A 23,056-nucleotide genomic window follows, 5' to 3' on the forward strand; every position below is an offset into this window, starting at 1 on the left:
AGCAGCGGCTCAAAACAGATCGAGTTGATTGCCTGCGGGCGTGGCAGCGGGGGTTTGCACCGGCGCAGCCGGCGCTGGCACGCCGTTCTGCAGGCGCTCGGCCAGCCCCGCCGCGCGCTCGGCGCGGGTACTTACCGCCTCGGCCAGACGCACCGGTAGCCCCCATATCTCGACCTTGTTCTTGGCCCGGGTAATACCGGTATAGAACAGGCTGCGGATGAGCAATGGGCTCGGCTGTTCGGGCAGCGCCAGCAACACCTGATTAAACTCGGAACCCTGACTCTTGTGCACCGTCATGGCGAAGGCACTGTCATGGCTGGGCAATCGTGCCGGGGCAAACGGGCGGAAACCCTGCTCGGCCTCGAACACCACGCGCAGCCCGTGCTCGGTCATGAGGCAAATGCCGATATCGCCGTTGAACAATCCCAGCGCGTAGTCATTCTGGCGCACCATCACCGCCCGCCCGGCGTACCAGCGCTCACGGCTGGCAACCTGCAGACGCCGCTTAAAGCGCGCTTCCAGTGCCTCGTTGATCCCGGAGACGCCCCACGGGCCCTCGCGCTGCGCCGTCAGCGCCCGAAAGGTATTGAACGCCGCAAAGGCTGCCGCTGGGTCAGCGCTTTTGGCCGCCTGCAAAAAGCCCGCATAACCTTGCTCCAACCGCACCAGCAGATCATTAGGCGTCGGCGTCTCAATCCAGGCCAAATCCTCGCGACCTTCCCTGAGCACTTTCAAGGTGCCGGGCACATCGCCGCCGTTGATCCGCCGGGCCAGTTCGCCAATGCCGCTGTCACCGGCAAAGCGATGGCTGTGAGTAAGCAGAACCACCGCATCCCCGAGCTTTGAGCGCGGTTGTTCAACTGCCACCTGCTGGCCGGTAATACGCTGTAAGTCGGCCGCTGCCTGCGCATCAAAACCGCGTCCCTCGCATAGCTCGGCAAACACTGCACCCGCTTCCACAGCCGCCAGCTGGTCTTTGTCACCCAGCAGAATCAGCCGCGCACTGGGCGCCAGCGCATCCACCAGTTTGGCCATCAGCGCCAGATCGACCATCGACGCTTCGTCCACCACCAACACATCCAGCGGTAACGGATTGGCGGCGTTGTGCCGAACCTGCGGGCTGTCACCCCGGCTGCCGAGCAAGCGGTGCAACGTACGCGCCTCTTCCGGCAGCGCCGCTTTAACCGCATCACTCACCGGCAATTGCGCCTTGGCGTTGCGAATGGCTTCGGCCATGCGCGCCGCCGCCTTGCCTGTCGGCGCTGCCAAACCGATAGCCAGATGCCCGGAATCAGGTTGCTCCAACAGGGCCGCGAGCAAGCGCACCACCGTGGTGGTTTTGCCCGTACCGGGGCCGCCGGAAATAACCGCCAACTTACGTCGCACCGCTTGCGCCGCTGCTAAACGCTGCCAGTCCGACTGCTGGCTGTTAAACGCAAACAGGCGGGTCAGGCTAGCACTCAGAACGGCTTCATCCACCGGCGGAATATCACTGCAACGCGCCAGCAACTGCTCCGCCAACTGTTGCTCGTAGGCCTGATACCGCGACAGATACAGCCGCTCGCCAACCATAATCAGCGGCTTGAACGAACCCGCCGGGCCCACCAGCTGCGATGCGTTCAGCGCGTCTAGTAATTCGTGCAGCCCCGGCAGGCTGAACGGCTGATCAGCCCAGGGTCGCAGTCCGGCGATACGCCGCAGCGGCAGGCACACATCGCCCTTTTCCAGCGCACTGCACAGCAATGCGGCGCACGCCAGCAGGACTGGACTGGCATCCGGATCAAGGCGCTGCAGGCTGTTGACCAGTGCGCGCTCCAGCGGGCCGAGGTCGATCTTGTCGAGAGTCATACGCCTGCCTCACCCGCAAATAACTGATCCAATGCATCCAGCAACGCGTCACTGGGCCGCGCAAAATACACCCCCGCGCCCGGCATTCCGCGCAGGAACAGGTAATACGCGCCGCCCAGTTGCTGATCCTCAAAATCACTCAGGCGCTGGCGCAGGAAGCGCCGCAAGGCGACCAGATAAATCAGGTATTGAAGGTAGTAATGCTCTGCCGCGAGCGCCTGAATAAGGCGCTCGCCACCGTAGTAACTGGCATCTGGCCCAAGCCAGTTGGATTTGTAGTCGGCGATATACCAGCGCCCCTGATACTCGAAAGTCAGGTCGATAAAGCCTTTGAGAAAGCCCTTGAGGCTGTCGAATTCCAACCGTGAAGCGGCGTCGCGCATCGGCTCGTCCAGACCATACGCCGGGTCACAGAGAATCTTGCGCAGGCGCTGCACATCCAGCCCGCCAACCGGGAAGGTAAAGCCCAACTCAGGCAAGCGGCGCGCGGCTTGCAGCGTTGCCAGCGTCAGGCCGTTGCCGTCCAGATTAGTGTCCACCACTAACTGCAAATGCGCCTGCGCCACGGCAGTCCAGTCAGTATCAATACCGTGGCCTGCCAGCGCTGGTTCGACCAAGTCAGCCAGCGGCGCCTTGTTCATGGCCCAGTCTTCGAGAATCGCGTGCAAGCAAGTACCGGCGCGCGCGCCTCGCGGGAAGGCGTAGAAACCGCTGCCGGGCTCGCTGGCATCGGGAATCACCAATCCATCGCGGTCCGGCGCTTCCATGTGCATGCCTGCCGCCAAACCGGAGAAGCTGCCAATTCGCCAGGCGCTGTGCAAGGAACGCGGCAAATGCGCCAGTTGCTCGGGGGCCGGAGCGCGTTGCTCACCGGCGCTGTGCGTTTCATCCTGCGCCAGCGCGAGCACGCTGAACTGGCCGTTACTGCTACTCACCAGTTGCTCCAGCTCTGCCAGCAAACCCTGGGCAGACAAGGTGCGCATGTGCTCTGCCAGCTCACTCAGCGCATCCTCGCCCGCCAAGTCACGACCGTGCAGTAGCCACGCCATCGCGCTGCTGTGCAGGCCCTCTTCACTCAGCGTGCCGTCTTTTTTCGGCTTGCTATCAACCGGCCCCCAATGCAGCCACAAACGGTCGCGCGCGCGGGTAAGCGCCACATAAACCAGTCGCAGCCGCTCAGCGAAACGCTCACGACGGGCACGTTCGCGGTGGTGGTCGAGCTGCTCGCCGCCAAGGTCGAGCAGCGGCGTGCCGTCATCGGCGTGACAGGTGATGTCTTCCTGTTTACGCAGCAACGCGCCGTCCCACAAATACGGGCAAAACACCAACGGGTACTCAAGACCTTTGGAGGTATGGATGGTGACGATCTGCACCCGCTCGGCATCGCTCTCCAGCCGCAACAAGGCATCTTCGCCGTGGTTATCCACTTCGCGCTGGGCATTGAACCAGCTGAGCAATTGCTCCTGACCGGGACGGCTCAGGCTCTCGGTTTGCAGCAGTTCGGCCAGATGCAGCAGATTGGTCAGCCGTCGCTCGCCGTCATCCATCGCCAGCAAGCGCTGGGCAACCTGTTGCTCATCCAGCCAGGCGCGAAACGCGCGCATGAAACCCTGCTGCTGCCAGAGTTGGTGGTAGCGTTCGGCAGCCTCGCGTTCTTCATCCCACGCGCGGGCATCGTCTTGGGTTGCCGCAAGATCGCGGGCATTACGCCCGAGCAAGCGAGTGGCCAGGGCAAAGCGCAGCGCGCCTTCGCGGCCCGGTTCGATATAGGCGGCCAGAACGGCGGCCAATGCCGTGGCCTCTTCGCTGTGCCACACGCTTTCCTTGCCACGGCGCACACTCGGCACGCCGCGTGCGGTCAGCTCGCTGGCCACTTCACTGGCCTGACGATGGCTCGACACCAGCACCGCAATATCGGCACCAGCCAGTGGCCTGCGACTGCCTTCCTGCTCGAAATAAGCCTCGCCACGTGCGCTCGCCGCCAGCAAACCGGCAATTCGCCGCGCGGTGTCGGTGGCGACCAGACCACCCGCCTCACCCTTGCCGAGCGGCTCATCGCCCAGCCAGACCAGCCCGACGGCCGCCTCATCCTGCCCGGTCAGCACCAGTTGTTCACGCGAGCGGGTGCTGGCCGCGACCGGTGGATAACTCAGGTCGTGTTCGGCAAATGGCCGCGCGCGGGCAAACAGCAGGTTCAAGGCGTCGATCAATTGCGCCGTGGAGCGGTGATTGGTGCCTAGGTTGTATTCACGATCCGCTTCGCTGCGCGCCTGCATGTAGGTCGCCAGATCAGCCCCGCGAAAGGCATAAATCGCTTGTTTGGGGTCGCCGACAAAACACAGATCAGCGGACTCAGTGCTGCTCGACGCAGGCGCATCGGCGGCATAAATGGTGCTGAAAATCTGATACTGAATCGGGTCGGTGTCCTGAAATTCGTCGATCAGGGCCACCGGATATTGTTCGCGCAAGGTTCTGGCCAGATGCTCGCCGCCTTCGCCATAGAGCGCCTGCTGCAAACGATTGAGCAGGTCGTCAAATGCCAGCATGCGCTGCGCCGCCTTACGCGCCGGTAGTTGCTCATTGAGCTGGGCGATAAGCCGCACTTGCAGGTCAATCAGGCGCATCTCCGCTTCGGGTTGCGCAGCATCCAGCGCATCACACAAACCTTGCAGCGCATCGGCCACGGCCTCAAGCGGCGGTTCAAAACCCTTGTTGGTGCCTTTGATCAGTGCTTCGCGGGATAAGCGCTTGAGCCCGTCGACCTTGCTGAACAACGCCGCCGGATCACAGAAGTAGCCGTCCAGCTCGACCTGCCACAGGGCAAACTTGGCAGCATCGTAGCTGCGTTTGTTGAAGCCGCTGAATGCGCTTAGCTCGGCGATCCAGCTGGCGCTCTGGCGCTGCCAGAAATCCCGTGCATGCTGCCAGGCGTGTTGCAGATCGGCCATATCGCCCAGCTCGCCCGGCTGCGGCTCAACGCGCATGTACGGCTTGCCCAAGTGATTGCGCAAACGCTGGCGTAAACTCTGCGGGGTGATTTTTTTCTGCACCAGAAACGCCGCCCACTCGGGCTCGGCGGCTGCCAGTTCATGGCGCCACAAGTCCGCCAACAGCGCATCAAGAATCTCGCGGTCATCCTGCGTCAGCTCGTTATCAAAATCGCCGCCCGCCTCGAAGGCTGCATCTTGCAACGCGCGCTGACAGAAACCGTGAATGGTGAAGATCGCCGCTTCATCGAAACCGTGCACCGCCAGCAACAAGCGCCGGTGGCTGGCCGGGTCCGGGTATTGCGCATACAACTCGTTGAGCAACGCATCTTTGCCGGGGCCGCTGCTGTATACCTCTAGCAATTCGGCCAGACGTTTGCGGATGCGCTCGCGCAATTCGGCCGTGGCGGCGGTGGTGTAAGTCACCACCAGAATCTGCGAAACGGTCAGCTGCTTTTCCAGCAGCAAGCGGGCGAACAGCGCTGTGAGAGTCCAGGTTTTGCCGGTGCCGGCACTGGCTTCGATGAGTGAGCGACCGCTGAAGGAGTCGTGCAATAAGTTCAGTGGCTGGCTGCTCATTGGTCATCCTCCGCGCCGAGTGCATCCATGGCCGGGCCGTATAATTCGTTGGACAGCGCTTCAAATGTTTCATCCAGCGGATCACGCCCGCGAAAGGCCAACTCGTTCCACGGGTCTTCGCCTTCACCGGTCATGAAATCGTTGCCTTGCCACATGAGTCGCGCCTCGCTGCGCGCCGCATCAATCGGTTCCTTGCGGCCCGGATTGCGCATTTTATGAGCAAAGCCGTAACTGCATTTGGCGAACACCGGTAGCGGCTCGCAGATAGCCTGCCGATAGGCACGCAACCACGGCTCCAGCAATTGCAGAGGATTGCTCAGCGGCCCCAGCTGCCAGTCCTTTTTCGGCGACAGCAGGCGGCTGTGGCGAGTGATACCGGGAGTGGCCGCGCTGTTGAGCATCAAGTGGCGCAACCACATTGGCGCCAACTCCCACGCGCCGATATCACGCAGGCGGTAATCAAACAAACCATCCGCGGTGACACCATCGAGCCAGCCATGAATGCGCACGCCTGCCAGCTGGATATCCACCAGCAGCGGCTGCGCGGGATCTTGCGGGCGCTGCTCGAACAGCGTCGGCGCAAAGGCGCGGATCGGCCCGCGAATCTGCCCCCAGTACGCCTGCCCCAGTTCACCGACCGGCAACCAGCCAGAGGCTGCGGCAACACTGCGTTCCTGCTGCTCGCTCCAGCCCTGTTCGACCGCTTGCAGCGCCAGCTTGCGCAGCCCGTGCAAGGCCGTCCACTCCACGCTGAATGGCTCGTCTCCGGCCAACGCCTCTTCACTTTGCGCCAGCCGTAAACCCAGCCGCTGTTCGAGCAGGAACCGCGCCGGATGTTTGAAGCAGCTGATCAACTGACTCGGCTCGAGGGTTAGCCAGTCTTCGTTCGGTTCGCCCAGCGCCTCTGCAAATACCGCCGCCTGCGCCAGCACAGGCTCGGCTAGGCGCTGAGCCGCGCGAAACCAGGGCGCAGCAAAGCCGACATGGCGGGCGCTACTGAAATTACCCGGAGCGAATGGCTGGAGCGGATGATCAAGGCAAATGTATTCGCTGGCTGGCGCACCATCGCTGCACACGGCCGTGAGATCGACTACATCGAGCAGTTCGCTGATCAGCACCGAAGGCGGCAACACCGCGTTGCTGCGCGGATCGCGGCCGACATAACTGAGGTACAGACCGCTGCGTGCCGAGAGCAGGGTTTCGAGCAGCAGATAGCGGTCATCCAGCCGGCGGGCGCGATCACCACGGCGTGGCTTTTGACTGATCAGGTCGAAACCGGCGGCGGGGGTGCGCCGCGGCAATGCGCCGTCATCAAGACCAAGCAGGCAGACCTGACGAAACGGCAGGCTGCGCATCGGCACCATCGTGCAAAAGGTCACGGCGCCAGTGAGAAAGCCCGACGCGCTGTTGCCCTGATCCAGCGCAGCGCTCAACTGCTGACGAATCAAGGCCATCTCGATGGGTCGTTCGATACCGGCCGCTTCTGCTTGCTCGTTCAGCGCCGCGCACGCCTTGGAAAGCAGCAACAAGGTGTCTCCCGCTTCGCGTTCATCAAACAGCTCATCAATCATTTTTTGCAGGGTTTCAGCCCAGGTCGCTAACGGCCTTGGGCGCTGCATGTCTTCGGCAATGCGCGCCAGCCGCTCGACAAAGCCCGCCAAGCGCCCGAGCAGTTGCGCACGCGCGCCTTCCAGCGCGTCCAACGGCCAGCTATCGCCCAGCAACGGGGCGGCCAGACCGGCTAATTGCGGCGGCGCGGCAAAGCCCAGCAACAGCCGGTCGAGCCCCTGACGCCAGGTAAACGCCGAGTCCGCGGGCAGGCCCAGCTCCGCACGGTGTTGCGCATCACGGCCCCAGCGGATTCCGGCATCACGCAGCCAGTCGCGCAGCAGCGGCAAGTCTTCCGCTTCAATCCCGGCGCGGCGGGCGATGGCCGGCTGTTCAAGCCAGCTGAGAATGTCTTCGCCGGTAAAACGGCTGTCCGCCAGTCCCAGGAGACTGATAAACGCTTCAATCAGCGGAATTTCCGCGCGCATGCTGCGATCCGCGAGGCTGAAAGGAATCCGCGGCACGCCTTCGCGCGGCGCGAATACGGCTTCAATATAGGGTGCATAACGCTCGATATCCGGAGTCAGCACGACCACCTGATCCGGCGTCAGCTCGGCGTCGCTGGCAAAGCGCGCGAGCAATTGATCATGCAGAATTTCCACTTCGCGCAGCGGCGAGTGCGCAACGTGAATCTCCAGCGAACGGTCGCCGCTGTCGAGCACCAGACGCTCCTCAAGCGCACGGGTGTGCAGGCGCAAAATGTCGTTTTGCAGCGCATGCAGCAGGCTGTTGTCAGCCAGGTCGCTGTCTTCCGAATAAATTCCGATCTCCTGACTGCCTTCACTTGACGCCAGCGACAGCAAGCTGTCGAAGAAATCGCGGCCCTGCTTGCCGAGGCTCGCCAGCAGCGGATGGCCGACATCCAGATACCACTCATCCGGGCTCAGCTCAGGCTGACGCGCCAGTTCGCGAATGTCACGAATCTCGCCCCAAGCCTCACGGCACGGGTTGAGGGCAAAAATGACCACCTCGGTGTGCCGCGCCAAACCGTCGAGCACGCGCATATGGTGCGGCGGCAAGCTGCTGATGCCAAACACCAGCAAGCGCTCGGGCAAGCCGGCAATCGGTTCATCGGCATACAGATGACGCAGCAGGTCATCCAGCAACCGTGCACGGTGCGGGTGGCCGTCTTTGGTCAACTCACGCCACAGCAAGGCTTGCCAGCCTTCATCCGGGCCCAGATCGAGCAACTCACCGCGCTCCCACGCAGCCAGCCAATCATCGCGATAAAGCAGGTATTGGTCGAAAACGTCGGATATCTTCGCCGAAAGTGACAAGCGTCGACGCTCGTCGCCGCCGTCCAGATAATGCGCAAGACGCGGGGTTTGCGCCAAATGCCCGGGCTCGCACAGCCAGTCGTAAATCCGCCAGCTCAGGGTGGTCGGCGAGAATGCCGAGTTTTCCGGCAGATCGCCCAGCACGGTGCGCGACAGCGCCCAAATAAAACTCGCCGGGAGCTGCACGTCGAGTTGCATCGCAATGCCCTGCTTGCGCGCCAGTTGCAACGTCAGCCAGCGGCCCATGCCCTGGCTGGGAACCACGACGTGCGCGGGCGCAAACGGGTCGCTTAAGGGTTGCGCGAGCAGGGTGGTGGCCAACTCGCCAAGCGTTTCCAGATCGGGGGCATGATAAAGACTGAGCATCGACGATTCGCATCCTTTGAATATCGCTAGGTTACCAGCCTCCCACACCCAAGCGACATTTGCTGTCGCAACAGATTACCTACGCAGTGTCGCCTCACTGCCAACTGCCGGGCCGCTTAACGCCATGTAATTGGCCAGCAGCCAACTATGCTTGCTGTAACAGTGTTACGACAACCGCAAGGAATGGCCATGACGGAAGAACAGGGAAGCCCGGCGCTGGATATTGCTGCATTTCTGCACTTCATGCAGCGCCACAAAGGTTCGGACTTCTTTTTTAGTGTCGGCGCGCCACCGCACCTGAAAATCGAGGGCCACAGCCAGCCCGTGGGCCAGCGCAAGCTGCAGGCGGGCGATGTGCAGAAGCTGGCGTACCAGCTGATGAACCCCAAGCAGATCGCCGAATTCGAGCGCAATCTGGAACTGAACATTGCCGTCAGCCAGAAACAGGCCGGCCGCTTTCGGGTGAATGTTTACTATCAGCGCGGCGAAGTGGCGATGGTAATCCGCCTGATTCAAAGCCACATCACCCACCTTGAAGACCTTGGCCTGCCGCCTTCTGTTGCCGCGTTGGCGCTGGAGGATCGCGGCCTGATTCTGGTCACAGGCCCGGCCGGCTCCGGTAAATCGACCACGCTGGCCTCGATGCTCGACCATCGCAGCCGCAACAAGAGCGGGCATATTGTCTGCATTGAAGACCCGATCGAGTTTCTTCACACCCATCAGAAGTCGATTATCGACCAGCGCGAAGTCGGCCTCGACACGCACAGTTTTGAAGACGCCCTGCGCAATGTTCTGCGCGAAGCGCCCGACGTCATCATGCTCGGCGAGATCCGCGACGAGAGCACCATGCGCCAGGCTTTGCACTATGCTGAATCTGGGCACTTGTGTTTAGCCACGCTGCACGCGACCTCCAGCAGCCACGCGGTTGAGCGGCTGGTGCGGTTCTTTGATGACAGTGCGCGCTCGCAAGCACTGGCCGATGCCTCGAACAACCTGCTTGCAGTGGTCTGCCAGCGTTTAGTGCCGGGCCTGCAAAACAAGCGCGTGCTGGCGGCCGAAGTGATGATATCCACACCCTATATTCGCGACCTGATCCAGCGCGATGAACTGCACACCCTGCGGGCGGCCATTGGCGAGGCAATGGAGCAAGGCCTGCAAACCTTCGACCAGCATCTACTGAAGTTGGTCGAGCAGGGTCTGATCAGCGAGCAAGAGGCTTTGCAGCACGCCGACTCACGCACCGACCTGTCTCTCAAAATGAAATTCGGCGGCAACTATGAAGACAACTTCGACAGCAGCGGGGGATAAAAACCAGTAATCCCTGCCCGCGCCCATACGGAGAGACGGCGCCGCGATAAAACAACAGCGTGGTTACCACGCGTTTGACGATTCAACACACGCCGGGTCCAGTCATAATTTACCGGCTTGGTTTGGGGTACGTATTTATGTTGACCCTACTCAACTTGCTTTCCGCCATCGCCCTGCTGGTGTGGGGCACGCACATTGTAAGAACCGGCATTCTGCGCGTATTCGGCTCGCAGTTGCGCAACGTCCTCAGTAACAACATGGGCCGCATACCCGTGGCTTTCGTGGCCGGTATTGGCGTGACCGCAATGGTCCAGAGCAGCAACGCGACGGCCTTGCTGGTCACCTCGTTTGTCAGCCAGGGCTTGATGAGCCTCGCTCCGGCGCTGGCGATCATGCTCGGCGCCGATGTGGGCACCGCAGTAATGGCTCGCGTGCTGACCTTCGACCTGATCTGGTTGTCGCCGTTATTAATTTTTCTCGGCGTGATCTTCTTTCTCTCGCGCCGGCAGACCCGCGCCGGCCAGCTTGGCCGTGTCGGCATCGGCTTGGGCCTGATTCTGCTGGCGCTGGACTTGATTGTTCATGCGGCCGCGCCCATCACGCAGGCACATGGCATCAAGGTGCTGTTCTCATCGCTGACCGGCGACATTTTGCTCGACGCTCTGCTCGGTGCGCTGTTCGCTCTGATCACCTATTCCAGCCTGGCCGCCGTATTGCTGACGGCAACACTGGCCGGTGCCGGGCTGATCAGCCTGCCCGTGGCCATTGGGCTGGTGATTGGCGCCAATATCGGCAGCGGCTTGCTCGCATTCCTCACCTCCAGCCTGCAAACCCCGGCCGGCCGGCGAGTCGCGCTGGGCAGCCTGCTGTACAAGGTTATCGGGTTGTTACTGGTGATTCCGATACTCAACCATGTAGCCAGCTGGCTCGACAGTCTCGATTTGAGTCCGCAGGGAGTGGTGATCAGTTTTCACCTGCTTTACAACACCCTGCGTTGCCTGATCATGCTGCCAACCGTGCGCTGGATGGCGAACCTGTGCAACTGGCTGATGCCCGACAAAATGGAGCAGGAAGGTATTGCCCGACCGCGACACCTCGACCGCACCGCCCTGACCACACCAAGCCTGGCACTGGCCAATGCGGTGCGCGAAACCCTGCGCATCGGCGATTTGGTCGAGACCATGCTTAATCATCTGCTGGAGGTGCTGCACAGCAACGGCGCGGGGCTGAGCAAGGAGTTGCGCCGGTTGGAAGATGATGTCGATACGCTCTATAGCGCGGTGAAGCTGTATCTGGCGCAGGTTCCGCGTGATGCGCTGGGGCCGAAAGACAGCCAGCGCTGGGCGGAGATTTTCGAGTTGGCGGTTAATCTTCAGCAGGCGGCCAATATCATCGAGCGCATGCTCAGCAAGGTTCAGAATCAGAAGACCGCGCAGCGCCACGACTTTTCCGAAAGCGGCTTGCAGGAGCTTAGCGACCTGCACGCCCAACTCACCCGCAACTTGCGTCTGGGCCTTTCGGTGTTTGTCTCGGGGGATCGCGAAAGTGCCCAGCAATTGCTCCGCGAGAAACGCCGCTTCCGCGCACAGGAACGGCGTCTGGCGCACTCGCACGTGGCGCGTCTGCATAAACAGGTGGTTCAAAGCATTGAAACCAGCTCGCTGCACCTGACCCTGATCAGCGACATGAAACGCCTCAACTCGCTGTTTTGCAGCAGCGCCTATGCGGTGCTGGAAGAACATGAAAGCGGCGCCCTGCGCGTCGAAATCATGGGCGGCGAGTAGCTCAAAGAACCCTGGCAGCGCACTCTGCAGGCAATAAAAAAGGGCCTCAAACATGAGGCCCTTTCTGGCTAGCAGCTATGCATCAGGGCGTAGCCCCAATGCGTTGCATCAAGCGGAGGTTGCGCGAGGCAACTCGTTGCCCGACTGCGCAGGCTTGCGTCGGCGCTGCATCCAGATAACCAGCAGGAACAGCAGAATGCCCGGTATCCACATCAGCTCCTTCGGCCAGCCCTGAGTGGGCGCACGCACCAGCATGATCTGCTGATCGAACTCGATACCGGCCTCGGCAGCCGGGCTGCCAAAGGTCACGCTATCAACCAGCACCTTGTCACCGTCGACATAGGTCATCAGGCCGAGTTTCTCCATGCGCTCGTCACCGCTGGCTCCTTCCGGTACCGGCAACAGGATGGAGAATTCGCGGGCATCACCCACCGCATCTTCACCCTTGATGCGCATGCGCAGTTTGCTGCCGGGCTCAACATCACCGAGGGTTTGCGCCAGCTCTGCCGGGGCAATGTTGCGATACGGATCGTGGACGATATCCATCCAGAAACCCGGACGGAACAGCGTGAACGCAATCAGCAACAGCAGCACGCTTTCGTACCAGCGGCTCTTCACCAGGAAGTAGCCCTGAGTGCCGGCGGCAAAGATCAGCATCGCCCCTGTGGCGACAATGAAGATCAGCACCCCGTGCCAGAAGTCGACATTGATCAGCAGCAGATCGGTGTTGAAGATGAACAGGAACGGCAATGCTGCCGTGCGCAGGCTGTAGTAGAACGCGGTGATCCCGGTCTTGATCGGGTCACCTTTGGACACCGCCGCCGCCGCGAACGAAGCCAGACCCACAGGTGGCGTTACGTCAGCCATGATGCCGAAGTAGAACACGAACATGTGCACGGCAATCAGCGGCACGATCAGGCCATTCTGCTGGCCCAGCGTGACCACAACCGGCGCCAGCAAGCTCGACACCACGATGTAGTTGGCGGTAGTCGGCAGGCCCATGCCCAGAATCAGGCTGAACACCGCGGTAAGCACCAGCATCAGCAGCAGATTGCCCATCGACAGCAGTTCAACCAGATCGGCCAGCACCAGCCCGACACCCGTTTGCGACACCGCACCGACAATGATGCCCGCAGCGGCCGTGGCAATACCGATGCCGATCATGTTGCGCGCACCGGCAATCATGCCTTCGCGCAGATCAATGCAACCGTCGAGGAAAGTGCCGTGATCATGCGAACCATCGGTGCGCATCCAGCTCAGCAGCGGGCGCTGGGTGAGCAGAATGATCACCAGCATCATGCTGCCCCAGAATGCCGACAAGCCGGGCGACAGCCGCTCGATCATCAGGCACCAGACCAACACCACAACCGGCAGCAGGAAGTGCAGACCGCTGAGCAGCACTGCGCGGGTTTGCGGCAATGTTTCCAGTGGAGCATCCGGGTCTTCCGGCGGCAGCGGTGCAACGCTGGCCGCCACCTTGAGCAGCGCCAGATAAATCAGCGCCAGCAGCACGGCAATCACCGGCAGAGCATTTTCACCCAGCGCCGGCTTGAGCCAGCCAAGGCCGTAATACACCGCCAGCGACAAGCCGCTGATCAGCGCTGCGCCAAAGGCAAAGCCGGTCAGACGACGCAGCCAGGGCTTGGGCTTGTGCCCGGCAATCGGCTGCAGGCCCAGCTTGAGGGACTCAAGGTGAACGATGTAAAGCAGGGCGATATACGAAATGGCCGCCGGCAAAAAGGCGTGCTTGATGATTTCGACATAGGACATGCCGATGTATTCGACCATCAGAAACGCCGCAGCGCCCATGACCGGCGGCATGATTTGACCATTCACCGAAGAGGCCACTTCCACTGCGCCGGCTTTTTCAGCCGAGAAGCCGGTGCGCTTCATCATCGGGATGGTGAACGTACCGGTGGTGACCACGTTGGCAATCGACGAACCGGAAATCATGCCGGTCAGACCGGAGGCGACAACGGCCGCTTTTGCCGGGCCGCCGCGCAGGTGACCGAGCATGCTGAACGCCAGCTGGATGAAGTAATGCCCGGCACCAGCACGTTCCAGCAGCGCACCGAACAGCACGAAGAGGAACACGAAGCTGGTCGATACACCCAACGCGATACCAAACACACCTTCAGTGGTGATCCACTGGTGGTTGGCCATCGCCGTGAAGCTTACCCCGCGGTGTGCCAGCAGACCTGGCATGTAGGGACCGGCAAGGCTGTAGATCAAAAATATCAGGGCAATAATCGCCAGCGGCGGGCCAAGCGCGCGGCGCGTGGCTTCCAGCAACAGCGGAATACCAATACAGGCGGTCACCAGATCAGCCGTTGTCAGGCTGCCGGGACGCATCGCCAGGTCTTGGTAAAAAATAAACAGGTAAGCAGCACTCGCTGCGGCGACGAGCCCGAGGGCAATGTCGATCAGCGGCACACGATCTCGCGGCGAGCTTTTGAACGCGGGATACGCCAGAAACGCCAACAACAAGGCAAACGCCAAGTGAATAGCGCGGGTTTCGGTGTTGTTGAGCACACCGAAATGAAAAATAAACGGTAGTGGAGAAGCAATCCACAGCTGGAACAACGACCACAACAGGGCCAGTCCGGCAATCGCTTGCGCCATCAATCCAGTGGGCAGGCGCGCGCCAACATCCTGGGCAATCAATTCTTCAGTGGTAAGTTGTTTGTCTACCATCGGCTGGAACCTGATTTCGAGTAATCAAAGACGACAACGCCCGTAATTTGTTTTACGAGCAGGCTTAACCGTTAAGGCTAGTCGAGCGCATTGCGCTTGGAGGGTTTTAGCCAAAGAAAAGGCCCAGCCAACCATTAGCTGGCTGGGCCGCACGGAGAATTACATCCAGCCGCGTTCTTTGTAGTAACGCACCGCACCTTCGTGCAGTGGAGCGGTCAGGCCGACCTTGATCATGTCTTCAGCCTTGAGGTCTTTAAACGCCGGGTGCAGGCGCTTGAAGCGATCAAGGTTTTCAAACACGGATTTAACCAGTTGGTAGACCACTTCCGGGTCTGCCTTGGCGGTTGTCGAGAGCACCGCTTTACCACCGATAGACGGGGTAGCTGCGTCGTTGCCCTTGTACATGCCACCTGGGATTTCAGCCTTGGTGTAGTAAGTCTTGTCAGCCAGCAGCTTGTCGATGTCAGCGCCAGTTACCGGTACCAATACTGCGTCGGTAGTGGTGGTAGCTTCCTGGATCGCGCCATTTGGATGGCCGACAAAGTAGGTCATCGCGTCGATGTTATTGTCGCCCAGAGCAGAGGCTTGCTCAGCTGGCTTCAACTCTGCAGACAGGGCGAATACCGACTTGTCCCAGCCTTTGACGCGCATGATTTCTTCCAGCGTGTCACGCTGACCGGAACCCGGGTTACCGACGTTTACGCGCTTGCCTTTGAGGTCATCAAAGCTGGTGATGTTGGCGTCGCGGCGAGCAAGAATGGTGAACACTTCGCTCTGCAAGGAGAACACTGCACGCAGGTCATCCATTGCGCCTTCGGCTTCGAATGGTGCCAAGCCCTTGAGCGCTTTGAACTGGTGGTCGGACTGCATGATGCCGAAGGTGAACTCACCGGTACGCAGACCATTTACGTTAGCAACACCGCCGCCGCTGGCAGGCGCGTTACATTTGATGTTGGTCTCGTTGCTGGTGCGATTGGCAAAACGGCAGATCGACTGACCCGCTACGTAATACACACCCGTCTGGCCACCAGTGCCAATGGTGATGAAGTTTTCTGCGGCCTGTGCCGTGCCACCCAGAGTAATGCCTGAGAGAGCTGCGGACAGAACCCATGCCAAGGATTTGCCTTTCATGGGAGTGCTCCTTTGTGGTTGTTTGAAACATCGGTACCTTTTGAGCCCGATGAGGCAGGAAAGTGTAACCGCTCAGGCGCAAGTTGCACGGATATTCAGCGGCCTGAAACACTTGAAAATGCGTCATCAAGACGTTTAGAGCATAACTTACTGGTGCGTCGGGCTATCCTCGGCCTTAAGCTTTGGGCAAAATCAGGCCATGCAAAATTCAACTTCCAGCACGTCACAAGCCACGGTTAGTGCCAGCCTCACTCAAGCCATCCTGCACGCGGCGACGCGTCTTGGGCTCGACCGCGCCAGCCTGCTCAAGCACAGTGATCTTAGCGAAGAACAGCTGCTGGACCCCGATGCACGCGTGCCGTTTTCGAGCCAGCTGCAACTGTGGCAAACCCTCGCCCGCCTGCCGCTGCCAGAGCCTGGCCTTGAAATTGGCAGCAATCTGGCACCTGGACCGTTCAGCGTACTGGGCTACCTGCTGCAAAGCAGCACAACGTTAGGCGAGGCCCTGCAAGCTGCTTTGCGTTATCAGCGCCTGGTCGGCGAAGGCGGCGAAGTCCTGCTGCGCGAGCGCAAAGACGCCATCGAACTGTTCTACCGGCCGCTGCATCCGCAATTGCCAGTCACCCGCATCCGCGTGCTGTCACTGATGGCGAGTTGGGTACAGATGGTTGATCCGTTGCTGGAAAATTTCCGCCTGAGCAAAGCCCGGTTCGTGCATCAGCAGCCTGACGACATCAGCCCGTATGAGCGCATATTTGCCTGCCCGCTCGAGTTTGCCACCAGCGAATACGCCATTCTTATCCCGCGGGAGCTTCTCGGCGCACCGCTGATTCAAGCCAATCGACCGTTACAACAAGTGCTCCGCCAGCACGCCGAAGCACTGCTCGCGCGCCTGCCCAGTGAAAGCTTGAGCGTGCGTGTGGTGGCTATTCTGGGCGAGCAGCTGGCGCATGGTGAACCCGACCGCAGTGAATTGGCGCGGGCGCTGAACATCAGCGAGCGAACCTTGCAGCGCCGCCTCGCCGATGAGGGTTGCAGCTACCAGTCGCTGCTCAATGACACACGTCGGCAACTGGCCGAGCGTCACCTCAGCAGTGGCAATCTGCCTGCGGCTGAAATCGCGCTGCTGCTGGGCTACTCGGAACCCAGCGTGTTTTTTCGCGCATTTCGTCAATGGACAGGGCTCACGCCCGGCGAATATCGCAGTCAGCACAAAGCCGAAGCCTGATTCCCGCGCCGTTTAGCGATTAGCTGTTGCCCTGCGCACGAAGGAATTCCTCAAACGCTTGCAAGCTGGTATAGCGGGGCGTGTAGCCGAATTCCTGCTTGAGACGCTGGTTACTCAACACCGGCCGGTAACGCAGAAAGTCCAACTGTTCCGGCCCGTATTGGCTTAAACCCAACGGCTGCATGATGCGCAGGCCAAGCTTGATCAGGCTCGAGGGGATCGGCCGATAAGGTTTGTGCAACAAGCCGGCGATTTCCTTCAGCGACAACGCGCCGTCCCCGGCCAAGTTGTAAATCCCCTCAACCTGACGCGCCACACCCTGACAGATGACGTTGACCACATCCTTGTCCCAGATGAACACAAAACGACTGTCGTAACCCCAAACACCGAGCACTGAACGTTTTTTGAACAGCTCGGTAATCTGATTGTTGACCTGCTTGCCGAGAACCGTACCGGGTCGTAGTACAAGCTGCTTGAGCTGAGGATGCTCCATGCGCGCGTTGGCCAGCAATTGCTCAACCTCGCGCTTGTGCTTGGCATAGGCAAAGGTGTCGTGACCCCGCAGCGGCTGGTCTTCGCTAATCCACTCGGCGTTGTCCGGATGATAACCGTAGGCCGCGCCAGAGCTGGTGAACACCAATTGCTCGACGCCTTCGGCGACTGCGGCCGCAATCACCGAGCGGGTGCCGCCAACGTCGATGGCGTGCAGGCGCTTCTCAGTCATGTCACGCGGTGGTGTGACAACTGACGCCATATGAATTATCACCTGCGGTTTCCAGCTGGCGATGCACACCTTCACTTCCCGGGACTTGCTGATGTCGAGCTGAATAGGCTCAACATTGGCCCGCAAGCCGTGCGTAGTGATCGGCTGAATATCGGCGGCGATCAGGCTCCACTGCGGATACTGCACAGCCAATTGTTCAAGCACCTGGCGCCCGATAAAACCGGCAGCCCCAGTAATCAAAACACGCATAACACTCTCCGAGCCCGCATTAGCGAGGTATTACAGCTGATGTAACAAAAAAAGACTGACCCACAGTAACCTAGCAACACAATCGGCTTTGCGCTGTGATATGCGCGGACAATACACATGATCAATCGCGACAACCCGCACCAACAGGTATGCTTCGTTGAGGATTGTCAGGAAGACCTTCATGCGCCAATTGCTTCTGCCACTCGTGTTGGTGGCCCTTAGTTGCCTGAGCACCACGCCCAAGGCAGAAAGCCTGTACCGAGTGGAAGGCTATCAGCTGGAAAATGGCTTACAGGTGCTGCTTAAAGCAGTACCGGGCACTGGCCATGTGGCCATTCGACTGGTGGTTGGCGTCGGCTTTGACCAGTACAACTGCGCCGAGAAGGAACTGCCGCACCTGTTCGAACACCTGCTTTTCAGCGGCACCGACGACTCTGGCGAGGCGGGTGTAGAGGCGCGCATGCAGGCCCTTGGCGGCGTCTGGAATGCCTATACCCGCGACACCGACACCACGGTCACTGTCGAGGCGCCCGCACGCAATCAGCGCGCAGTGCTTGATCTGATGCTGGCGAACCTGACCCAAAGCGAGCCAGACTCACGCAAACTGGCCGCAGCCAAGCTGGCAGTCGAACACGAAAGCGGGGTCAACGACTCGCCGCTGCAACACGTGCTGCTGGAACACAACATTGGCCGCGAAGCCCATCAGCAAATCGCCCAGGAACTGGGTCTGGCCTGCGCCCAGCCTGCCACAGCCGCTGATCTCACACTGGAGCAGGTAAATGGTTTGCGGGCCGACTGGTACGTGGCCAATAACATGACCTTGATCGTAGTCGGCGATCTCGACTCACGCCTGCCGGCCTACATTGATCGTCAATACGGCTCGCTACCCGCTGCTGAACTCCCCGCCCCACGCCAACAACCCGAGCCCAACAGCAACGCTCAGCAGCGGCGCCAGCTGATCAGCCGTCTTTACGGCGAAGATGGCAGCATAGCCTGGATGTTTTCTGAGCCGTGGCTCGACCACCATGACTTTGAAACATGGGAGCTGCTGCGTGACTACATCGACTGGCAGCTCTACCAGCAGCTGCGCATCAAACACAGCCTGACCTATGCCCCGTTCACCGAGCGAGAAGTGTTCAGCAGTTCGAGTTTTTTCAGCCTGAACGCCAAGGTGCAGAGCAAAGACTTGCCGAAGGCCGAGAAGGTCATGCGTGAATTGCTCGCCGATCTGCGCAAGAACGGCGTCGATGCCGAGGTATTCAAGCGCTTGCAGAACGCCGCAATTGCAGAGCAATCGTGGGCGGTACAAGGCGCCAGCGACATGGCCGATTACTACTGGGGCGCGCTCGCCGACTATGATGGCAGCCACTTTGCAGACAGCCGCAAAAGCTTGCAGTCGGTTACCGTTGAGGACGCCAACAAGGCGCTGTCCAAGCTGCTGGATCAGCCAGGGTACGTGCGCATCAGCAAGCCTCTGCTCAACACCTACGGCGTGTACTGGCTGTCTACCGCACTCCTGCTGCTTATCCTGATTCTGCTTGGGCTGGCCATCTGGCGCCGCCGCTGAGAATGCTTACACGGTCACGTGAATAGCCCGATGCTCCGGCGTTTTCCCGCTAAACTTAAGGCCTGCGCAGGACAGGCCAAGTGGCGCAGCCTCCAAACTTTTCTGCGTGACCCTAAATGACCACCCTGAAAGACCGCATCACCCCGTTCATCGCATTCGCCCAGCGTCATCCGTGGTTGATCGCCACGTTTGGCTTTTGCTCCGGCTTAGCGAGCTTCTTGCTGGTCAAACGCCAGGCCGAGCTAGCGCATGTGCTGGCTGTGGTGATGCTTCTCAGCTGGCTATGGCTGGCCCTTGAGAACCTGTTGCGCGAGCAAATCTCGAAGCGCTTTGGTTTCGAGTTGCCCAAACCAGTGCTGCGTTACGCGACCCAGATGATCCACCAGGAAAGTCTGTTCTTCGTGCTGCCGTTCTTTATCATCACCACTACTTGGAACAGCGGTCAGGCGCTGTTCAGCGGCATGCTTATCGCCGCAGCGCTGGTATCAATCATCGACCCGCTCTACTACAAGCATCTGGCGGCGCGGCGCTGGGTGTACCTGATGTACCACTCGCTGACCCTGTTCGCCCTGGCGCTGACGGCATTGCCGATCATCTTCAAACTCACCACCACACAGAGTTACCAGTTGGCGCTGGCGATTGCTGCACTGCTGTCTTTTCCCAGCCTGCTGGGGATTATCACTGTGCAACGCTGGTGGCGCAGCTTGTTACTCATCGCTGCGACGCTGGTATTGGCGGGTGCCGGCTGGATGGCACGGATATGGGTACCGCCCGCCACTTTATGGATGACAGAAGTCGCGGTCAGCACAGAACTTAACAGCAAGGAGCGCGAGCCCGGCAAGCGCATCAAACAGCTGTCGGTAGCCGAGCTTGGCGCTCAGGGTTTGTATGCCTACACCGCAATAAACGCCCCGCGCGGCCTGAACGAGCGGATTTATCACGTGTGGCGCCTCAACGGTAAAGAGGTTGACCGCATCGCGCTGGACATAAAAGGCGGGCGCAAACAGGGTTATCGGGCCTGGAGCCATAAGCGCAACTACCCCAAAGACTCGACCGGTCGCTGGCAGATTCAGGTACTCACCGAAGGCGGCCAGATGATCGGGGTGCTGCGCTTCAAGGTGACCCCTTAACTGCCAGGCCTTGGTGCAAGCACGAACATCGAAAAACTGACGACTGAATGGCTCAATTTACGTGCATCTTTGAGCCGCTCAGTCGCGCCTTAATCCTGGAAATTCGGCTTAACCGAAGAACCAGTAGCACACACTAATGGCCGCGACCACGCCGGCAAACTCGGCCAGCAGGGCGCAACCCACAGCGTGGCGGACACGCTGAATGCCCACCGCGCCAAAATACACCGCGAGCACGTAAAAAGTGGTTTCAGTACTGCCCTGCACCGTCGCTGCAACCAACGCCGGGAAGCTGTCCACACCCTGACTTTGCATGGTCTCGATCAACATGGCGCGCGCGGCACTGCCGGAGAAAGGCTTGACCATCGCGGTGGGCAACGCCTCAACAAAACGCGTGTCCCAGCCCAGCATATCGAGCAGCCAGCGAATGCCGTCGAGGCCGAAGTCCAAAGCACCCGAGGCGCGCAGCACACCAATCGCACAGAGCATCGCCACCAGATACGGCAGCAGGCTCTTGGCCACGTCAAAGCCCTCTTTGGCGCCTTCGATAAACTCTTCATAGATCGGCACCTTTTTCAGCGCACCGAGCAGCAGAAACAGCACGATGATGCCGAACAGGGTCAGATTGCCCGTCAGCGAAGACAAAGCCCCCAGCGCCGTGGCCGACATCGTGCCCAACACCGCCATGAACAACCCGAGCAGCGCCGCGCCGGGCAGCAGGTACGCCAGCACCACCGGGTCCCAGAGACGCAGACGCTGCATGAAGGCGACCGATAACAGGCCGACCAGACTCGATGCACTGGTGGCCAGCAGAATCGGCAAAAATACCAGCGTCGGGTCTTCCGCACCTTGTTGCGCGCGGTACATGAAGATGGTCACGGGCAGCAGTGTCAGGGACGAGGCATTGAGCACCAGAAACAGGATTTGCGCATTGCTCGCGGTGGTGCTGCTCGGGTTGAGTTCTTGCAGCGCGCGCATGGCCTTGAGGCCGATCGGCGTGGCGGCGTTGTCGAGCCCGAGACCATTGGCCGCGAAGTTCATGGTAATCAGGCCCAGTGCCGGATGCCCCCGCGGCACTTCCGGCATCAGCCGCGCAAACAGCGGGCCGAGCAAGCGGGCCAACGCTTCGACCAGACCGGCCTTTTCAGCAATGCGCAGCAGGCCCAGCCAGAGGGTGAGCGTGCCGAACAGCAGGATCATCACATCGACCGACAACTTGGCCATCGCAAACAGGCTTTCAACCATGGCCGCGAATACCGCCGGATCATCTCCAATCAACCAGCGCGACAAACCTGCCACCGCCGCTACCATAAAAAAGCTCAGCCACAAGCCGTTGAGCATGTTCCATCCCCCCAATCAATGGCGCAGATGATAACGCGCCAGGGCTTGCGCGGGGGCAGCTTATCGAGTCGTGAGGGAAGTGTGCGGGCTGAAAAGGGTTCAGCTCCTGGCCACTGGCGCCTGGAACGGCGCCATGACCTGATCGTCGCGGGGAGCGACAAGGTGCAACTTAGTACCAGTTAGGGTCTTTCTTGAGTTGCTCGTGCAACAGCTTCTGCATGCCCTCGTCGGGCTCGCCCAGCCATTTCTCGGTCGCGTAATTGCTGGGTGCCTTGCCTTTAGGCAGTGCATCCGGCACTTGCACCCAAAGCGCGTAGGCTTCTTCCTTGTCCCAGCTGAAAGCCACATAAATGCGTTGATTGAAACAGTTACTGGCCTGACACAATTCGCCAACCAGGTACTTGTCATCATCCTCCAGCATGGCCTCCATCGGCGGCGCAACACCGTCGAGGTTGATCAACCATTCAGGCATCCGTTCCTGCTCTTCGAGCACATCATTCCAGGCTTCCTGATACTGGGGATCGCTCTTGAGTACATCGTTAAGGCGAACATCAGTCACTGTGTCAGCGGCCAAGGCCGCTCCACTGCCGCTAATCATCAGGGCGGCAGTGAGCGTCTTGAGAACGTTCATAGGGGCTCCTTAGTTAATGTGAATGGTTGCTCAATGTGACCCATCAGGGTCAACCTCGTGGGCGACGGCCCATGATGAGCGACACGACAAACAGCACCAAGAACACGAGGAACAGGATCTTGGCGATACCGGTTGCGGTGCCTGCGATACCACCGAAGCCCAGTACTGCAGCGACAATGGCGATAATCAGAAAAGTAATTGCCCAGCTCAACATGGCGTATCTCCTTGGTTTTTAGTAAGTCCTGCGGTGTATCAGGTTGAATTCGTTTGTGTGCCTGCCCGAAAAGGCGCAACCACGATTAACTTCAGATGTTCTGGCCCGGCGCCCGACGTGGCGATTGTTCGGTGAACATGTTCGTCACCGCGCCGCGCTGGGCAAACAAACCCTGCGCCTGTGGCTTCGCGGCTTGTACCGCTAACGCAGCAGCATTGGCCGTAGCCTTGTGCACAGGTTGCGCCGTATTAATCAGGCTGCCTTCGCCAATCATCACCAGCAGCAGAGCTGCACTGCTAAGCAGATACTTGATGCATGAACTGGGGCTGGGAATCTGACGGCTCATCTGTTTGCTCCTGCAAGCAACCTTCAGGGTTGCTCGTTTATGTTCGT

General features: G+C 60.1%; 15 protein-coding genes. 5 read left to right on the forward strand and 10 right to left on the reverse strand.

What is annotated here, in order from left to right; all coding sequences use genetic code 11:
• Nucleotides 1-9: 9 nt before the first annotated feature.
• Genes recD through recC form a run of 3 tightly spaced genes read right to left on the reverse strand, consistent with a single transcriptional unit; the run spans nucleotide 10 to nucleotide 8,665 of the window.
• On the reverse strand, nucleotides 10-1,848 hold the full coding sequence (gene recD / locus FEZ62_RS07365; RefSeq protein WP_172927291.1) for an exodeoxyribonuclease V subunit alpha: 1,839 nt from the start codon (nucleotides 1,846-1,848) through the stop codon (nucleotides 10-12).
• Nucleotides 1,845-5,414, reverse strand: coding sequence for an exodeoxyribonuclease V subunit beta (recB, locus tag FEZ62_RS07370; RefSeq protein ID WP_172927292.1), 3,570 nt, complete (start codon nucleotides 5,412-5,414; stop codon nucleotides 1,845-1,847). The genes recD and recB overlap by 4 nt, the downstream gene beginning before the upstream one ends.
• Nucleotides 5,411-8,665 carry an exodeoxyribonuclease V subunit gamma gene (gene recC, locus FEZ62_RS07375; RefSeq protein WP_172927293.1) on the reverse strand — a complete coding sequence of 1,085 codons (3,255 nt, stop codon included), beginning with the start codon at nucleotides 8,663-8,665 and terminating at the stop codon, nucleotides 5,411-5,413. Before recC ends, recB begins: the two co-directional genes overlap by 4 nt.
• Before the next feature lie 189 nt (nucleotides 8,666-8,854).
• Between recC and FEZ62_RS07380 the strand changes: the two genes are divergently transcribed.
• Nucleotides 8,855-9,973 (forward strand): PilT/PilU family type 4a pilus ATPase, encoded by a 1,119-nt coding sequence (locus tag FEZ62_RS07380; protein ID WP_172927294.1) that lies wholly within the window; start codon nucleotides 8,855-8,857, stop codon nucleotides 9,971-9,973.
• A 137-nt stretch (nucleotides 9,974-10,110) separates the two neighbouring features.
• Nucleotides 10,111-11,757 carry a Na/Pi cotransporter family protein gene (locus tag FEZ62_RS07385; RefSeq protein ID WP_172927295.1) on the forward strand — a complete coding sequence of 549 codons (1,647 nt, stop codon included), beginning with the start codon at nucleotides 10,111-10,113 and terminating at the stop codon, nucleotides 11,755-11,757.
• Nucleotides 11,758-11,865: 108 nt separating this feature from the next.
• Here the strand turns inward: FEZ62_RS07385 and FEZ62_RS07390 are convergent, their stop codons facing one another.
• Both FEZ62_RS07390 and FEZ62_RS07395 read right to left on the reverse strand, forming a co-directional pair.
• Complete coding sequence (locus tag FEZ62_RS07390; RefSeq protein WP_172927296.1) at nucleotides 11,866-14,451, reverse strand: TRAP transporter permease; 2,586 nt, start codon at nucleotides 14,449-14,451, stop codon at nucleotides 11,866-11,868.
• 159 nt (nucleotides 14,452-14,610) lie between these two features.
• Nucleotides 14,611-15,582, reverse strand: a complete 972-nt coding sequence (locus FEZ62_RS07395; RefSeq protein ID WP_069900849.1) for a TAXI family TRAP transporter solute-binding subunit — start codon at nucleotides 15,580-15,582, stop codon at nucleotides 14,611-14,613.
• A gap of 199 nt (nucleotides 15,583-15,781) precedes the next feature.
• On the opposite strand from FEZ62_RS07395, the gene FEZ62_RS07400 reads away from it, so the two are divergent.
• Nucleotides 15,782-16,810, forward strand: coding sequence for an AraC family transcriptional regulator (locus FEZ62_RS07400; protein WP_172927297.1), 1,029 nt, complete (start codon nucleotides 15,782-15,784; stop codon nucleotides 16,808-16,810).
• Nucleotides 16,811-16,829: 19 nt separating this feature from the next.
• On the opposite strand, the gene FEZ62_RS07405 is transcribed toward FEZ62_RS07400, so the two are convergent.
• Nucleotides 16,830-17,783: an SDR family oxidoreductase gene (locus tag FEZ62_RS07405; protein ID WP_172927298.1), complete on the reverse strand. Its 954-nt coding sequence runs from the start codon at nucleotides 17,781-17,783 to the stop codon at nucleotides 16,830-16,832.
• Nucleotides 17,784-17,964: 181 nt separating this feature from the next.
• Here FEZ62_RS07405 and FEZ62_RS07410 point away from each other — a divergent pair, with 181 nt between their 5' ends.
• Together FEZ62_RS07410 and FEZ62_RS07415 are read left to right on the forward strand one after the other, a co-directional pair.
• Nucleotides 17,965-19,350, forward strand: coding sequence for an insulinase family protein (locus tag FEZ62_RS07410; RefSeq protein ID WP_172927299.1), 1,386 nt, complete (start codon nucleotides 17,965-17,967; stop codon nucleotides 19,348-19,350).
• 116 nt (nucleotides 19,351-19,466) lie between these two features.
• Nucleotides 19,467-20,480, forward strand: a complete 1,014-nt coding sequence (locus tag FEZ62_RS07415; protein WP_172927300.1) for a DUF5924 family protein — start codon at nucleotides 19,467-19,469, stop codon at nucleotides 20,478-20,480.
• A gap of 108 nt (nucleotides 20,481-20,588) precedes the next feature.
• Here FEZ62_RS07415 and FEZ62_RS07420 read toward each other — a convergent pair whose 3' ends face one another.
• The 4 genes from FEZ62_RS07420 to FEZ62_RS07435 form a co-directional block, all read right to left on the reverse strand.
• Nucleotides 20,589-21,818 (reverse strand): spore maturation protein, encoded by a 1,230-nt coding sequence (locus FEZ62_RS07420; RefSeq protein ID WP_090512638.1) that lies wholly within the window; start codon nucleotides 21,816-21,818, stop codon nucleotides 20,589-20,591.
• A gap of 169 nt (nucleotides 21,819-21,987) precedes the next feature.
• A complete protein-coding gene (locus FEZ62_RS07425; RefSeq protein WP_172927301.1) occupies nucleotides 21,988-22,449 on the reverse strand; it encodes an inhibitor of vertebrate lysozyme family protein in 462 nt (153 codons plus the stop codon).
• A 49-nt stretch (nucleotides 22,450-22,498) separates the two neighbouring features.
• A complete protein-coding gene (locus FEZ62_RS07430; protein ID WP_069900861.1) occupies nucleotides 22,499-22,663 on the reverse strand; it encodes a DUF1328 domain-containing protein in 165 nt (54 codons plus the stop codon).
• A gap of 91 nt (nucleotides 22,664-22,754) precedes the next feature.
• Complete coding sequence (locus tag FEZ62_RS07435) at nucleotides 22,755-23,009, reverse strand: hypothetical protein (protein WP_172927302.1); 255 nt, start codon at nucleotides 23,007-23,009, stop codon at nucleotides 22,755-22,757.
• Nucleotides 23,010-23,056 lie beyond the last annotated feature (47 nt).

This window comes from Pseudomonas sp. MS19 (assembly GCF_013277615.1).
GTDB classification, from domain to species: Bacteria; Pseudomonadota; Gammaproteobacteria; order Pseudomonadales; family Pseudomonadaceae; genus Aquipseudomonas; species Aquipseudomonas marincola.

Excerpts from the sequence above, each read along its gene's own strand:
- recD (WP_172927291.1), bottom strand. The coding sequence starts at position 1,848 with ATGACTCTCGACAAGATCGACCTCGGCCCGCTGGAGCGCGCACTGGTC.
- recB (WP_172927292.1), bottom strand. The coding sequence starts at position 5,414 with ATGAGCAGCCAGCCACTGAACTTATTGCACGACTCCTTCAGCGGTCGC.
- recC (WP_172927293.1), bottom strand. The coding sequence starts at position 8,665 with ATGCTCAGTCTTTATCATGCCCCCGATCTGGAAACGCTTGGCGAGTTG.
- FEZ62_RS07380 (WP_172927294.1), top strand. The coding sequence starts at position 8,855 with ATGACGGAAGAACAGGGAAGCCCGGCGCTGGATATTGCTGCATTTCTG.
- FEZ62_RS07385 (WP_172927295.1), top strand. The coding sequence starts at position 10,111 with ATGTTGACCCTACTCAACTTGCTTTCCGCCATCGCCCTGCTGGTGTGG.
- FEZ62_RS07390 (WP_172927296.1), bottom strand. The coding sequence starts at position 14,451 with ATGGTAGACAAACAACTTACCACTGAAGAATTGATTGCCCAGGATGTT.
- FEZ62_RS07395 (WP_069900849.1), bottom strand. The coding sequence starts at position 15,582 with ATGAAAGGCAAATCCTTGGCATGGGTTCTGTCCGCAGCTCTCTCAGGC.
- FEZ62_RS07400 (WP_172927297.1), top strand. The coding sequence starts at position 15,782 with ATGCAAAATTCAACTTCCAGCACGTCACAAGCCACGGTTAGTGCCAGC.
- FEZ62_RS07405 (WP_172927298.1), bottom strand. The coding sequence starts at position 17,783 with ATGCGTGTTTTGATTACTGGGGCTGCCGGTTTTATCGGGCGCCAGGTG.
- FEZ62_RS07410 (WP_172927299.1), top strand. The coding sequence starts at position 17,965 with ATGCGCCAATTGCTTCTGCCACTCGTGTTGGTGGCCCTTAGTTGCCTG.
- FEZ62_RS07415 (WP_172927300.1), top strand. The coding sequence starts at position 19,467 with ATGACCACCCTGAAAGACCGCATCACCCCGTTCATCGCATTCGCCCAG.
- FEZ62_RS07420 (WP_090512638.1), bottom strand. The coding sequence starts at position 21,818 with ATGCTCAACGGCTTGTGGCTGAGCTTTTTTATGGTAGCGGCGGTGGCA.
- FEZ62_RS07425 (WP_172927301.1), bottom strand. The coding sequence starts at position 22,449 with ATGAACGTTCTCAAGACGCTCACTGCCGCCCTGATGATTAGCGGCAGT.
- FEZ62_RS07430 (WP_069900861.1), bottom strand. The coding sequence starts at position 22,663 with ATGTTGAGCTGGGCAATTACTTTTCTGATTATCGCCATTGTCGCTGCA.
- FEZ62_RS07435 (WP_172927302.1), bottom strand. The coding sequence starts at position 23,009 with ATGAGCCGTCAGATTCCCAGCCCCAGTTCATGCATCAAGTATCTGCTT.